10 protein-coding genes are annotated in these 14,827 nt (G+C 42.2%); 6 read left to right on the top strand and 4 right to left on the bottom strand.

The window, feature by feature from the left end; all coding sequences use genetic code 11:
* The first annotated feature begins 447 nt into the window (after positions 1–447).
* The 6 genes from NSU15_RS17965 to NSU15_RS17940 all read left to right on the top strand — a co-directional run bounded on the left by NSU15_RS17965 (position 448) and on the right by NSU15_RS17940 (position 11,181).
* Complete coding sequence (locus tag NSU15_RS17965; protein ID WP_339287085.1) at positions 448–3,351, top strand: glycoside hydrolase family 3 C-terminal domain-containing protein; 2,904 nt, start codon at positions 448–450, stop codon at positions 3,349–3,351.
* 377 nt (positions 3,352–3,728) lie between these two features.
* Positions 3,729–4,442: an ABC transporter ATP-binding protein gene (locus NSU15_RS17960; protein WP_042128777.1), complete on the top strand. Its 714-nt coding sequence runs from the start codon at positions 3,729–3,731 to the stop codon at positions 4,440–4,442.
* Positions 4,435–6,036, top strand: a complete 1,602-nt coding sequence (locus NSU15_RS17955) for a hypothetical protein (RefSeq protein ID WP_339287083.1) — start codon at positions 4,435–4,437, stop codon at positions 6,034–6,036. Before NSU15_RS17960 ends, NSU15_RS17955 begins: the two co-directional genes overlap by 8 nt.
* A 217-nt stretch (positions 6,037–6,253) precedes the next feature.
* Positions 6,254–6,778 (top strand): YfiT family bacillithiol transferase, encoded by a 525-nt coding sequence (locus tag NSU15_RS17950; protein ID WP_339287081.1) that lies wholly within the window; start codon positions 6,254–6,256, stop codon positions 6,776–6,778.
* Positions 6,779–6,857: 79 nt separating this feature from the next.
* Complete coding sequence (locus tag NSU15_RS17945; RefSeq protein ID WP_339287079.1) at positions 6,858–9,425, top strand: diadenylate cyclase; 2,568 nt, start codon at positions 6,858–6,860, stop codon at positions 9,423–9,425.
* A 148-nt stretch (positions 9,426–9,573) separates the two neighbouring features.
* Complete coding sequence (locus NSU15_RS17940; protein ID WP_339287077.1) at positions 9,574–11,181, top strand: S-layer homology domain-containing protein; 1,608 nt, start codon at positions 9,574–9,576, stop codon at positions 11,179–11,181.
* Between the two features lie 52 nt (positions 11,182–11,233).
* Here the strand turns inward: NSU15_RS17940 and NSU15_RS17935 are convergent, their stop codons facing one another.
* From NSU15_RS17935 to NSU15_RS17920, 4 genes are all read right to left on the bottom strand, one after another.
* Positions 11,234–12,067 carry a methyltransferase domain-containing protein gene (locus NSU15_RS17935; protein WP_339287075.1) on the bottom strand — a complete coding sequence of 278 codons (834 nt, stop codon included), beginning with the start codon at positions 12,065–12,067 and terminating at the stop codon, positions 11,234–11,236.
* Between the two features lie 114 nt (positions 12,068–12,181).
* Complete coding sequence (locus NSU15_RS17930; RefSeq protein WP_042128771.1) at positions 12,182–12,898, bottom strand: glycosyltransferase family A protein; 717 nt, start codon at positions 12,896–12,898, stop codon at positions 12,182–12,184.
* Positions 12,895–13,602: a glycosyltransferase gene (locus tag NSU15_RS17925; RefSeq protein ID WP_042128769.1), complete on the bottom strand. Its 708-nt coding sequence runs from the start codon at positions 13,600–13,602 to the stop codon at positions 12,895–12,897. Before NSU15_RS17925 ends, NSU15_RS17930 begins: the two co-directional genes overlap by 4 nt.
* A gap of 260 nt (positions 13,603–13,862) precedes the next feature.
* Positions 13,863–14,711, bottom strand: a complete 849-nt coding sequence (locus tag NSU15_RS17920; RefSeq protein ID WP_339291385.1) for an AraC family transcriptional regulator — start codon at positions 14,709–14,711, stop codon at positions 13,863–13,865.
* Between the last annotated feature and the right edge of the window lie 116 nt (positions 14,712–14,827).

The following is a 14,827-nucleotide window of genomic DNA, read 5'->3' as shown; positions in this document are numbered from 1 at the left end:
TCGTTTAAACGAATGATCGCGAGTGCTGGAATTGGAGCGGCCAAGGTAGATCTCATGCTCCATTAAGATGTTGTGAATGCAGATGATACGATCAGTGGTGGCGTCTGAATTCAGGGGGGGGCGTTGTAGATCAGCAGGTTGATGACGTTTATGCATTCGTTAAGACAAGTTACTTGAAAGAGTTGAACGATATGAAGATGGAAGTGGAAACAACGGAGCACTCTTCGAAGCGGATTTGCAAGCATTTTACCGGACGCTTACAAGCTGTATTCGCTGGCAGCTTGACTGCTTGGTAGGACATACGAACGCTGTTTCTGGTTGAAATGTTTAATTAAGTCAAATGAAAGTGCAAATTATATATGAAAATACCTCTAATTTTACGGGTATCGGGCAAAGACAATCTACATTATAATAAGCCAGAGAAAACGTTTACAAGGAGGTTCTTACATGTCATCTACTAACTATCCATTCCAGAATACACAGCTTCCGCTTGATGAACGGGTCAATGATCTCGTATCTCGCTTCACACTAGAGGAAAAGGTTCAACAAATGGTGCAATATCAGGCAGCCGTTGAACGGCTTGGGGTAAAATCATATAAACATGGCACAGAAGCCGCACATGGTATGGCTTGGCTTGGTGAAGCCACAGGTTATCCGCAGCCAATCGGTCTTGGTTGTACTTGGGACACTGAACTGATGCAGCGAATTGGCGATGCTATTGGCGACGAGGCCAGAGGATTTTATAAACGCAATCCAGAGATAAACGGATTAACGTTATGGGCACCAACCGTTGATATGGAGCGTGATCCACGTTGGGGGCGTACTGAGGAAGCCTATGGCGAAGATCCAGTACTGACGGGCAAACTTTCAGCTGCTCTTGTTAAAGGAATCCAAGGTGATCATCCAAAGTATTTGAAAGCGGTTGCTACACTGAAGCATTTTATTGGCAACAACAATGAGGTAGGCCGCGGTGATCAATCGGTCAGTATCGATCCCCGCAATATGCGAGAGTATTATTTGAAAGCATTTGAAATTCCGTTTAAGGAAGGCGGCGCCCAGTCGATGATGACGGCGTATAACGCCATTAACGGCGTACCGGCTAACCTGAGCCCAGATGTTAATGCCATCGTTAAGCAGGAGTGGGGGATGGACGGCTTTGTTGTCAGCGATGCGTTTGACGTATCCGGCACGGTGCGTGATCATGGCTATTTGGAAACACATAAGGAAGCTGTCGCTCGCTCTGTACGTGAGGGCGGAATTGACAGCCTTACCGACGATAATGAGCTGATGAAGCAGTCACTGCGCGAAGCGCTGGAAGAAGGCATGCTAACTGAAAGTGACTTGGATGTGGCACTTTGCAATACGTTCCGTGTCCGTTTTCGTCTTGGCGAGTTCGATCCCGATTCCGAAAATCCATATGCTGCGATTGACGAGTCAGCGATTCTACATCCAGAGCATGCGAAGCTGTCACGTGAAGCGGCGGGTAAAGCTATTGTCCTGCTGAAGAATGAAGACAACATGCTTCCGCTGCAAGCGGACAAGCTGAAGAAGGTTGCTGTTATCGGACCGCTGGGCGGAACGGTATATCGCGACTGGTACAGTGGTTCAATGCCTTATACGATTACACCTCTTCAGGGGATTCAAGAGAAGCTTGATGCACATGGTGGTAAAACTATGTTAGCCGGCGGCACAGACCGGATTAAACTGAAGTCCAAACGCACAGGCCGCTATGTGCAGCTGCTTGAAGGCGAACAAGCTGCGCTGGCTGCAATCGGCGAAGCTGCGGAGGATGCAGCAGTGTTTGAATCAACGGACTGGGGCTGGCACAACAAGACCCTGATCGCCGAAGACAATGGTCGTTACCTGACGACAGATGACCGCGTTGTGAAAGCTTCAGCGGACCAAATTTGGGAATGGTTTACGAAAGAAGTATTCCTAGTTCGCCCATCCGAAGAAGGCGAAGATCAGGTGACTTTCTCGACGTGGAATGATACACCGGTAACAGTGGGAAGCGAAAATGGTGAGCTGCTTGTCGGTACTGGTAGTGCTGAAGAGACGGCCAATGAGATTAATGTGAGTGGGGCTGCATCGGTCACTGGTGGGGAAGCAAAAGCGATTGCTGCCGATGTATTTGAAGTAGAGACGGTTACGGAAAAATTCCAGGCTGCGAAGGAAATTGCCAGCGATGCGGATCTGGCGGTTGTCTTCGTCGGTAATCATCCGTTAATCAACGGCAAGGAAACGATGGACCGCCCAGACATCACTTTGCCGGAATCGCAGGAGCAACTAATTAAGGAAGTTATGTCGGTGAATCCGAACACGGTCGTAGTAGTTGTGGGGAGTTATCCTTTTGCCCTGAACTGGACAGATGCACATGTGCCGGCTATCGTGTACACTACGCATGCCGGTCAGGAGCTAGGAAATGCTGTTGCCGATGTATTGTTCGGTGACGTGAATCCAGCAGGACGCCTGAATATGACCTGGTACAAGTCGGTTGATCAATTGCCGGAATTTATGGACTATGACGTGATCCAGAGTGGTAGAACGTATCAGTATTTCACTGGCGAACCGCTCTATCCATTCGGACATGGCCTATCCTATAGCACATTCCGATTTGATGGCCTGACCCTCGACCAGCAGCTGGTTTCTGCAGCGAAGGATAATGAGATCAGCTTGACGGTTCGTGTCACCAATACGAGTCATCTTGCAGGAGATGAAGTGGTACAATTGTACGGACACGCGGAAGAATCACGAGTGAAACGTCCACTGAAGCAACTGCTTGCGTTCCGCCGGGTGCATGTGCAGCCAGGCGAGTCGGTTGACGTAAGCTTCACATTGCCACTCTCCGAGTTGGCAATCTGGGATGTCACCCGTGAGCGCTTCTGTATTGAAAACGGCGTGTTCACCTTTATGGCAGGGGCTTCATCATCCAATCTGCCAGTAAGCGCAGCACTTGAGGTGCAAGGCGAAGTCATTCCACCTCGTGACCTGAAGCAATTGGTGAAGGCAATCAACTATGACGGATATGAAGGCGTATTGATTGGCGAGTGCCGTGAAGGCGGCAGCGCCGTAGAAGTGAAGGAGCAGTCCGGCTGGATATCCTTCAAGGATGCCGAGTTCGGAGCAGGTGCGCACAGCATCAAACTGCGTGCAGCAGGTCCGGGTGCTGCTACAGCAGAAATCCGACTGCAAAGCCCGGAAGGCCCACTGGCAGCACAGCTTACGCTGGCAGGCACCGGTGCTCATATATGGCATGATTTCACTGCTGAATTGAGCGGCGTTAGCGGATGTCAGGACGTGTACATTGTACTTAACGGTAAGGCTTCGCTTAGCACGCTTCAGTTTATGTAAGCCGGCTGAGGTAAATAGATGAGGAAGGACCTGATTCCCCGCGGGGGACAGGTCCTTTTTCTCTTGCATCGAATTTAATAATAGATCGCAATGCCTCCTGAAACAAAGGCTTGGCATCGAACATTGTTCGAATAAGCCCGGTGGAGGATGCTAAAGATGATGTTTAAATGGACACAGAATTTTGAAAGAATCAGAGAGTCATTCGAAGTGAAACTGATTTAGATCGGGGCGAGTTTTTTTAAATTGACTAATTTCTATGAAGGAATGAACTAAATGGACAGGATAAACGTACTATAGTAAAACTATCCTAACAACGTATGAATCGGTACGCACGACAAGATGGAAATTACTTATAGGAACGGAAGGGAAGTGCCAAGATGTTGACAATAAAGCATTTTACGAAGAGCTATAAGGGTGGTAAGAAGGCAGTAAATGATTTGAATTTAGTGGTAGAGAAGGGCGATATTTACGGCTTTATCGGACATAACGGTGCGGGAAAAACAACGACGATTCGGGCAGTGGTGGGTGTTCTTGATTTTGAGGAGGGGGACATCGAGATTGGTGGATATTCAATTAAAAAAGATCCATTAGCCTGCAAAGCAATTACTGCGTATATACCGGATAATCCGGATCTATACGATCATCTGACAGGCATTCAGTACTTGAATTTTATTGGTGATCTTTTTAGCGTATCGAAAGCGGATCGTGAATTACTGATTAAGAAATATGGCGATGAATTTGAGATTACCACTCATTTGGGGGATTTAATCTCCTCGTATTCTCATGGGATGAAACAGAAACTCGCGATCATCTCAGCACTCATACATAAACCGAAGCTGTTAGTGCTGGATGAGCCCTTTGTGGGACTAGATCCAAAAGCGGCACATACGCTTAAAAGAATCATGACGGAGATTTGCAGTCAAGGCAGTGCGATCTTTTTTTCGACGCATGTACTGGATGTAGCCGAGAAACTTTGCAACAAGATTGCCATTATCAAAGCTGGGGAATTGATTACGCATGGGAAAACAGAAGAGGTGAAGGGTGACAGCAGCCTTGAAGATGTGTTTTTGGAGTTGATTAAACATGATTAATATCTGGAGATTGACAAAGATTCAGCTGATCTCATCCTTTGGGTTAAATAAAGCGTTGCACACACGTGGTGTGAAAGAAAGACGCAAAATGCTTTGGCTTAGCTTCGGTATCTTAATAGGCATAGTCATGATGGCAGTCGTTTCATTTGGATATAGCTTTATTATTGCAGAGACCCTTGAACAGATAGGCCGGCCTGAGCTGTTGCTAGCGATTATGATGGCTGTTACTTGCTTAATCGGATTTTTTACAACGATCTATAAGGCAAGTGGTGTATTATTTGGCTCCAAAGACTATGATCTCGTAATGTCCTTACCCATCAAAACGAGTCATATTGTTGCAAGTCGAGTGGCTCAGCTCTATGTGTTAAACCTGTTTTTCTCATTGATGGTGATGGTACCAGCAGGCATAGTTTATGCTATAAAAGTGAATCCAGGAGCATTATATTATTTGTATTTCTTGATCACATTGTTATTTATTCCATTAGTGCCGATCATTGCTGCAACGATTATTGGTGCGCTGATCAGCTGGTTTTCCTCAAGATTTAAAGGAAGCCGTATAATAACTCTCATTCTAACTTTTATTGTGATTATCGGGATAATTGTTGGTTCCGGTCAAATCAATGGGAACAATCCACAATTACTTGCGGATATGAGCACACAAATCGCTGATCAAATATACAACCTGTATCCTCTGACGCTTATGTATGTAAATGCGGTTTGCTCGTTTCAGATGGATTCCCTAGTATTGTTTGTTGCGATTTCACTGATTTCTTTTGTGCTGTTTACCATATTGCTTGGCAATAAATATAAAGCGATACACACGGGTCTGACGACCTCTTTTTCCAGTAATAAGTATCAAATGAAGTCGCTTGAAGTATCGTCACCCTTGTATACACTGTATAAAAAAGAGCTTCGCCGCTATTTCAGTTCTACTTTATATGTGCTCAATACTAGTATTGGTATGGTGATGTTACTTGTGATGGCTGTCACCTTGCTATTCGTTAATGCAGAGCAACTAGGACAAATTCTTGAGGTCCCAGAGCTTTCAAATTATTTAAGCCGATTGGCACCGCTGTTTGTTTCTGTTTTTGTAACGTTAAGCTGCACAACATCCAGTTCCATTTCGCTCGAAGGTAATAATATTTGGATTTTAAAAAGCGCACCTGTGCCGACATTAACGATATTGCTAAGTAAAATCGCAGTGAATCTTACGATTACCGTGCCGATTGTAGTTGTCAGTAGTGTGCTCCTCATGATATCTCTTGGCACAGGGTGGATCGAAAGCTTGCTATTACTGGTTATTCCCGTCTTATATGCTTGTCTTACAGCAATGACTGGTGTAATCGTTAACTTGAAGCTACCTAAACTGGAGTGGACAAATGAAGTATCGGTAATCAAACAAAGCGCATCCGTCTTAGTGACGATGTTGATAGGCTTAATAAGCTTACTGATCCCATTTGGTTTGAGTCTGCTGCTATCTGATCTGAATGGTAATCTTGTATTGTTAGGTATTGGGTTACTAATATTAGTGGTGTGTGGTGCGATGTATAAATATATTCAGTCCAAAGGTGAGCTTTTATTTCGGGCGCTTTAAATAAGTAAAGTACTATCTTCTGATTCAATCAGAACGTAACTTCATAAATATGAATTTCGAATATCATAACTGTTGTCAGACACTCCTTTAGGGGTGTCTTTTGTTATAAGTGGGGACTTATATTTTGAAAACATCAATATTACAACACCGATGGAAGGATATAAACTGATAGCTAACGAATTCAATTTGATAAAAATACGCTTTGGAGTGTGAAGGAATGGACCAGATTCGATATCCTATAGGGCAATTTCAACGCATCGAGCATCCAACACCAGAAGATCGAAACAGATGGATAGGGGAAATCCGGGACTTGCCTCAAATTCTACGCCGGACAGTGCACGATCTATCGGAGGAGCAACTAAATAGACCTTATCGTCCTGGTGGTTGGACTGTATGTCAGGTAGTTCACCATATGGCAGATAACGATATGAATGCATATATTCGATTTAAGAGAGCGCTAACAGAGGATAATCCAATAGCAAGTTCCTACCGTGAAGATTTGTGGGCAGAATTAAGTGATTATAGAACACCTATAGAACCTTCTTTGGTTCTCATAGATTCGATTCACAGTCGGTTTGTTGCCTTACTTCGTTCACTACATCTATCAGATTTTCAAAAGAAATTCATGAGTCTCACTCACGGTGAAATGAATCTTGATGTTGCTACCCAAAGATACGCTTGGCATGGTCGCCATCATACCGTACAAATTGCTTCGCTTAAAGAACGTGAGAGTTTGCAGTAATGTCACTATGATCATAAGAAATATATGATAAGCTAAGAATATTATGGGAAATAATTCAAGCGGGAGATGGACCTTCTAAATGTCATTGAAACTTATCGAGAATATCCACAAAGTCGTTTATCCTCAACTGGAGGAAATGGTGCGTAAGCTGGATGAACGGCTGGAACTCAAGCTGTATGCTATCGTAATGCAAGAAGATCATAGCTGTTTGGCGACATCAAGAATCAAGCGGGTTCTAACTAGGCAACGAGGAGAAGAGACAGAGGTTAAACTAGAGAACCTGAAAGATCCTAAGGATGCGCTTTCTAAGCTTGGTTTGTCTGGTTGGCAGTGGGATGGCAATGTAGAATACCTGGATAGATATATTCGGAATAGGGTGAGCGACCATGGCACATCTGCTGAAGTTGCATCAGCGAAATCACTAGTGGTTTCTACAGGGGAAAGTTCTACAGATCAAGCGGATTTGACGGTTACTCAGGTGCATACAACAACCAGTATCTTATATCCGAACAGGTTAAACCTGGTGCTGAAGGGGGAAAAATTTGAACTGATCTATATTCTAGCGATCGATTACGCAAGTCTTCAGGTCAGCCAGATGTTCTATGAAATGCCACAAATATCCTTTTTACGAATGACACTGGATTACTATTTTTCTGATTACTATAAAGAAGATAAGGATAATAGAATCAACGAGGAGCTTGAATCCAAATATAAGGAGAACGTATCCGGTTTTTTACAGCGTATGGCACGCATGTTCATGGGGAAGATTCAGCAGTGTATTAATGACGACGGTGGAGAAGGAGCTCAAGCCTTTTCTGGAGTAGAAAGAGAGATGAACCAGCAATATTATATCAATATGTTAATGGAGAAAATTGAAGGTATTGCCACCAAGACGTACGAAGGAGAAAGCCCATTTGGCTGCATGCTGCTTATGAGCCCTAAGCTGCTGAACGATCGGACCGGACTAGTGAAGTATGCTATTCAATTCGAAGGAGAAAACGGGATATCTCTGGATGACGGTCGACGGATCCGCAAATTACTGGAGATGACTAACAATGAAAATGATTTGTTCCTGATTGCCGATGAGCATATCATCTATGGAATCGGAGAAGTCGATTGGAGCTTATTGGGGACGGATAGCGTATTTAAGCTGGAATTCAAAGGGTTGTCCCGATACGATCTGATGCTGATCAGAATGAAAGAAGAGGAACCCACTGATAAGCGAGTAGAGTCGGATGAAGATAAGAAGATTTTCAAAATGACCACCAATCTTTGTATTGTCTCTGATAAACTACTAGGAGTCTCTTTTAAGAATCCGGAAATTGGGCAGGAGAGGTTCGATCTCGATCTATTCAAACGCATTACTTTAGCAACGTTCAAAGATATAACTGTTCTGGGGGAGAACCTGGACAAACTGGGAAAAATGATCAAAGAGGCTACTAAGCAGCAGAGCGGGACCATGGTTGTCATTACGGAACCGGATACGGCTAAGGATGAGGTAAGGCGACTGAAGAAGCAATCCACACCTATCCTTAAGACCCAGCTTAACCCTATGTTCATTAAGCATTTGACCGCCATCGATGGAGCCTTATATTGTGATACAGACGCTAATTGCCATGCGATCGGTGTGATTCTGGATGGACTTTCCCAAGAGCATTTGGGTGATGCCAGTCGTGGGGCTAGGTTCAATTCGGCTTACAAGTATCTGGAAAAGCTAAAAATAGATAAAGCACCCTGTGTGATCGCTATCATTTCCGAAGACGGGATGGTGAACCTGATTCCTGAGCCTATTACTGATAGAACGGTACGGCAGATCGTCAAAGAATATGTAGATTACATAAAAGAGACGGAGAAAGGTAACACAACGGAAAATAAAGTGAAGGATTACGAAGAACGCTTGCAGCAAGCTCGAGGTGCTGTCGATATAGATGATGATTATTTGTATCATTTGGGTGATGCGTGGTTTGAGCATGAAGATTATTTTAAATCGGTGGAGTATTATCAAGACGGAATTCAACTGAGCAATCAGTTAAATATTGTTTACCGTAGAAAGCTAATCTCTGCAAATTACAAATGCATCCTCGAGTTGGAAGGAAAAGAAAGAATTCCTATGTTAGAAAATATGCTGGACACTTCGAATTACATTGTTGACTACGGTGGCACGGAGTTGACGCATGAAGATTATAATCTGCGCGGTATCGCCCAGTATACTTTAGGAATATATTGCGAGGATTCTAAAAAAAAGGATGGGTATTATAAAAGAGCACTAGAGGACTATACTCAATCAATCATTCTTAAAACTTCCCAAAAATGGGTGTTGTACTCTAATAGAGGTGGTCTTAATAACTCCATGGGTAGGTTTGAAGATGCTTTAGATGACTTTATCAGTGCCGAGCTCGAAAAATCTTCAGATAACCATTTGAAAAGCATAATGAAATTGGCCGATAAGAGCTCGGAGCTCTTGATCCATGCCATTACCCGTTATTCCGAGCGTATAGGGGATGATTGGGAAGAAAGTAAACTAGGCAAACAGCTAATTGAGCTAGGTGAGCAATGGGCTACAGCGCACCCAGAGGTAGCCGCAGCTATTGAAGAATTAAAAGGGGACAATAGCCCTCCAAAAGATCCTAATATTGAAGGGGAATAAGAGATTCTATGCTGTAATGTAACAGATAATTTCGAAAATGGATGAGATTCACAAAGTACATCTTTTCGCACTCTACCAATATTTTAGCAATGTTTATTGACTCTATCCTTGGTATAATTCGAAGATTATATCCGAGGAGGATTATCTGGTGAACAATAGATTTGGTAGGTTTGTTATTACTATACTTGTAGTATTGCTTGTAGCTGGGGTATTTATTCAACATATATGGGCTGATGATGGAGCCCCTTTTAAAGATATAAGTAACAGTTATGCTAAAAAAGAAATCATAGATTTATATCATCGAAACATATTAACTGGCACATCGGAGACAAGCTTTTCACCTACTAAATCGATTACTAGAGCAGAATTCATAACGGTACTTGATCGTCTGCTAAAGCTAGATCCGGCAGTTAGTCCAGTATCTCCTTATACAGATGTAGCTAAAAAAGCTTGGTATTACGGCTGGATACAGGCAGCTGTTCAGCTTGAGCTGGCTAACGGCACATCGGCAACTACTTTCGCGCCATCAAAAGCAGTTACTAGGCAGGAAGCGGCTGTATGGATAGCCAAAGCTTTAAAGCAAACAAACCATACTTCCGCTCTAACTTCGTTTAATGATCGAAATGAAATTGCTAGTTGGGCAAGATCAGCTGTTACTACAGTAAATGATCTAGGTTTAATGAAGGGGGACAATAGCAGGAATTTCCGTCCATCTGATCCTATAACTAGACAGGAAACAGCTGTCCTCATTGACCGGGTTCTGCAAAATGACAGCTGGGCAGCAGAGCTTGAGGAGAAGCCAGAGGATCAGATCGTTATAGGCTGGCAATATGGTCAGACGACGGCACAATATGAGAATACGGTTCTGAAGTCCAACGTGAATATCTTATCGCCACGATGGTATTATGTAGGAAAAACAGGTGCAGTAACGGATTCAACGGATGCTTCGCTGATCACATGGGCAAAGAAGAATAATAAGAAAATATGGGCGATGGTTGGCAATCGTTCAGATCAAGAAGCAACGCATCAAATGTTGTCGAGTGTAAGCACAAGGACTACGGCAGTAAATCAATTAGCTGCTGTAGTGAGTAAATATGGATTAGATGGACTAAATATTGATTTTGAGAATGTGGGGCCTGATGATCGTGCGTATTTGACCTCATTTATTACTTTATTAGCGGAGAAAATGCATTCACTTAACGCTAAGCTGTCGATTGACGTTTCTCCTGATCTTGGAACAGATTGGACAGATGCTTTTGACTATGCTGCATTAGGTAAGCAAGTGAACTATATGGTGATGATGGGTTATGACGAGCATTATGATGGGAGTAAGCTTCCTGGGCCGAATGCCTCAATTCCTTTTGATCAACAGGCTGTGAATACTGTATTAAAAGTAGTACCCAGCCAGAAAGTTATATTGGCATTGCCTTTATATAATCGGGACTGGACGTTGAATCAGAATGGTACGGTTTCATCATCAAAGTACATGTCGCTTTCGGAGCAAAATCAGATTATTAGTAACTATGGGATGAAGCCCGTATGGAATGAGTCTTTGGGACAATATGTTGCCAATTATACGAAGCAGTCCATAAAGCACACCATCTGGATTGAGGATGGACGTTCACTAATAGCCAAATACAATTTAAGCGTTAAGAACAATTTAGCTGGGGTTGCCTATTGGTATATAGGTGGGGAAAGCTCTGATATATGGACTAGCCTAAGTAATGCAGAGAGATTTTATGATTATACGTTTTAAAAAAGAGACTGGATGCTCATAGCCACGAAGCTATGTTTTTATCCAGTCCTTTTTATTTGGTTATTACCGTACAAAGGGTAGTCCCCTCATTATTGAAAGGTTTTCCTGCTACATCAGCAAACAATTCGATCTGGCCAAAGCCTGCATTTCGTATTTCATTAATTAAGGTATGTTCTGTGAAACAATGCTCCCATATGTTATAGCATTGAGTCGAGTGTTCACTAACAACAATGGTTTGATTTAGAACTGTCAGATCTTCGTCATAACGATAAAAAGAGTTCAGGCATAAATGTGGATTCTCATCCCAAAAACCGCCGGAAATATTATTTTCCCATTCTTTCTGTTCATTCTTCCCTTCATGCTGTCTGGGTGTAAATACATCTAAAATAAGTTTTCCATTCGGTTTCAGCGCTTTATAAATCTTGTCTAATAATAGAGATCTGTCTCTAGTGGATAATACACCATAATCGCAATAAATAAGAGTAACTATATCAAAGCTTTCAGAGTAATTCATATCTAAGTAGTTTTGATAAAGATATTGAATATTGGAACGATTAAGAATAGATTGCTCTTGTGCATAGGCTATTGATCTCTGTGAAAAATCTATTCCTGTTACAGAATATCCAGCACTATGAAATTTCTCTGCGTATAACCCAGGGCCACAGCCTATATCAAGTAGATCTGGATAGCGGTTTGAGGGAAGCATTGTTGAAATCCAGTTCACGGATTCATTAATGAATTCTTCTTTACGACTAGCCGCGTCCCAATTTTTATCCAGATGCGCCTCTAGCATTCCTTTTGATATATGTGGATGATTCCAAAATTCGGTTGTGCTTGGCGTGTAGATGACGGGTCTGATCAGATATTGTAATAGAGTATTTAGCACATTAACACCTCATTTAGAGATTCTGAAGTCCTCACGTTTACTCTACCCAATACATGTTTCCTGCACAATTTAAAGAATAGATATAATTATAAATTATTACTTCGTTGGATTAATTCAGCTTCGTGTGACGTATTTTTTGAAGTTTTTTACTTTTATAACTTTAACACTTTTGGATAAAAGCTTCTTATCGCTGACAATCCAGGTGTGATCTTTGGAGTTTTTTCTACGAATTGCAGCGAAGTTATACTTGTTTCCTGCGTAAATCTTAAAGCCATGTGCAGCACAATCAGAACAGAACTTGACGCATTCCCCTCGGTTCCGATCTGGAAAAGAAATTTGCTGGAATACATTACGTTTAATGAGCAGGGTCGCACCTTGAAGATTGGTTACATATTTATTTTCCATATGAGAGTAGCGTACCAAGAGTAATTTCTTGTCATTTAGATACATGAAGTGAGCCCGTTTTCCAACGATATCCGCCTTACTCTTATGAAGGGTTTGCATACTATCGGTTAAATAGTTGGTAGCGTAGTAGTCGTCATCATCAAATTTAGCGATATAACTATATTTCGCTAATTGCACACCAAAATTCAAACAAAATCCGAGAGAACGATGTTCCGGTATTTTATAAACCCGCACATTCTTATGTTTTTTTGCAGCAGTTATATAGTCATTGATCTTCAAATCATTATTATTTATGATCACGATAAGTTCTTTAGGATTGAAATTCTGTCGTCGATAGTTATCAAATAGTGTATTTATACAGTCAGCTCGTTTTGTACAGGTCAGGATAGATACAGCAGATCCATTAGAATCAGCAGCCCATTTCATAACTTGATCTTTGGACTGCGTCCAACAAAGGCCTTGTAGTTTTTAATATTACGGATGATCTTATGGTTTGCTATTAGAGTGCTGTCGCTGATAATCCATGTGTGCTTAGAAGAGTTTTTTCTTCGTATGGCTACGAAGTTATTCTTACTCGCAGAATACACCTTATAACCTTTCTTTCTACTTCTGCTGCAAAAAAGATCATCCTCACCCACGTTTCTATCAGGAAATTTCACATGATCGAATACTTTACGTTTGAAGACGAGTGTAGCGCCTGGTAGATGAGTAACTGTTCGATGTTCATCATGTGCGAAACGAAGGATCAAAGTCTTAGAACCACTTAAATACATGTAATGAGCTCGTTTTCCAAGAATATCAGCATTTGTTCTATTTAATGTCTGAATACTTTCTGTTAAATAATGAGGGGCATAATAATCGTCGTCGTCGAATTTGGCAATGGTATGATATTTACATTTCGTTACGGCATAGTTTAAGCATGAACCCAGAGTTTGATGTTCTGGTTTACGAAATATCTTTATGTTTTTGTGTTTTTTAGCTAATTGTTGGTAGGGGAATAGTGGAATTGCATTGTTATTGATAATAATGATGAGTTCTTTTTGGGCATATCGTTGTCTGTTGTAATTTTGAAGTAGGTTGTTTAAATAATTTGGACGATTTGTACAGGTAATAATGGAAACACCGTTCATTTAACCAACCCCTTAGATGCTTTTTATTTGGGAAAAGTCTCATAATACGATATGTCCAAGTTAGGATAGAGTAACGGCATATCAACCTCATGTATGCAAAAATGGATTTGTATGAAGAACACAAAACCCACAGTGATGACTGTGGGTTTTGTGATAAAGACAATGCATGTGGGGAGTTCTTGAATTTGCAGAGTACTACTGATGCTAAGAAAATGATGGTTTGCCAAACGAAGCAGTGAAGTCGCGTAGGGTACGTGATCTTATTTGTTCCCCTCTAAAAGTCTCTCCTTCATCACCCCAGGCGTACAGCCATAAGTATTTCGAAAAATCCTTATAAAATAATTCGTTTCCATGCCAAGCTGAAGCGCAATATCTTGAACGAGAATCTCATCATTCTCCGTCATTAACTGTACCGCACGTTCTAGTCGCAGATTCTGAAGATACTTATGCGGAGTTATGCCGTATTCATGTACGAATAGGCGCTGGAAGTGCTGGACGGAATAACCTACAGCAGCTGCTAGATTGGAGATAAGGAGCGGCTCAGTATAATGCTCGTTAATAAGACCAACCGCTTTAGCCAACGCTCCATTACGCACAGACTCAAGTTCTAAACGACTGCCTGAGGTATGAGTGGATTCAGAACGACGCAACATCAGAAGTAATCGATATAGGGTTATAGATAGATCTTCCATCCCATGCGCGTCTTGTCGACTAGCCGTCTGAGTGTTCACCGTATGCCAGATCTTTCCGATTTCCTCCCAACATTGTTCAAAACGAGCAGGGTGAAAGGGTATAGAAGGGAGAAGCCCAATCCCCTCTAGTAAACCTTGCGACTGAATTCCTTCGATTCCTATGAAACCCACATGCCACGGTTCATGAGAAGTTGGGAAATATTCATGCCCGCGATCTGGGGGGAAGGCGAAGGCCATTCCAGGCGATAACGTTATTTCAGCGCCACTCTCCAGATCACGAAACAACCCAGTTCCGGTACGAATCAGAAAAATCTGGTGCACAGGGAAGCCGGCAGGCCGCACATGATGAAATTGGATATGACGTCCGACAGAGTAAGGATATAAGGGAAGCGTCTCAGCGTCGCGCGGTAGCTCTATCAGAGAAAATGGAAGCAGGATGATTCACCTCATATTCATTTTGTACTATCACTTCGAGAGTATATTCCTACTGTTCTAGGTGAGTTTTCTTTTATTATAAATAGTATAAATGATGA

It is taken from the genome of Paenibacillus sp. FSL E2-0201 (genome assembly GCF_037963325.1).
Lineage (GTDB): Bacteria > Bacillota > Bacilli > Paenibacillales > Paenibacillaceae > Paenibacillus_AQ.
This window is presented reverse-complemented; position numbering and strand designations above follow the sequence as displayed.

Excerpts from the sequence above, each read along its gene's own strand:
- NSU15_RS17960 (WP_042128777.1), top strand. The coding sequence starts at position 3,729 with ATGTTGACAATAAAGCATTTTACGAAGAGCTATAAGGGTGGTAAGAAG.
- NSU15_RS17965 (WP_339287085.1), top strand. The coding sequence starts at position 448 with ATGTCATCTACTAACTATCCATTCCAGAATACACAGCTTCCGCTTGAT.
- NSU15_RS17925 (WP_042128769.1), bottom strand. The coding sequence starts at position 13,602 with ATGAACGGTGTTTCCATTATTACCTGTACAAATCGTCCAAATTATTTA.
- NSU15_RS17955 (WP_339287083.1), top strand. The coding sequence starts at position 4,435 with ATGATTAATATCTGGAGATTGACAAAGATTCAGCTGATCTCATCCTTT.
- NSU15_RS17950 (WP_339287081.1), top strand. The coding sequence starts at position 6,254 with ATGGACCAGATTCGATATCCTATAGGGCAATTTCAACGCATCGAGCAT.
- NSU15_RS17930 (WP_042128771.1), bottom strand. The coding sequence starts at position 12,898 with ATGAAATGGGCTGCTGATTCTAATGGATCTGCTGTATCTATCCTGACC.
- NSU15_RS17945 (WP_339287079.1), top strand. The coding sequence starts at position 6,858 with ATGTCATTGAAACTTATCGAGAATATCCACAAAGTCGTTTATCCTCAA.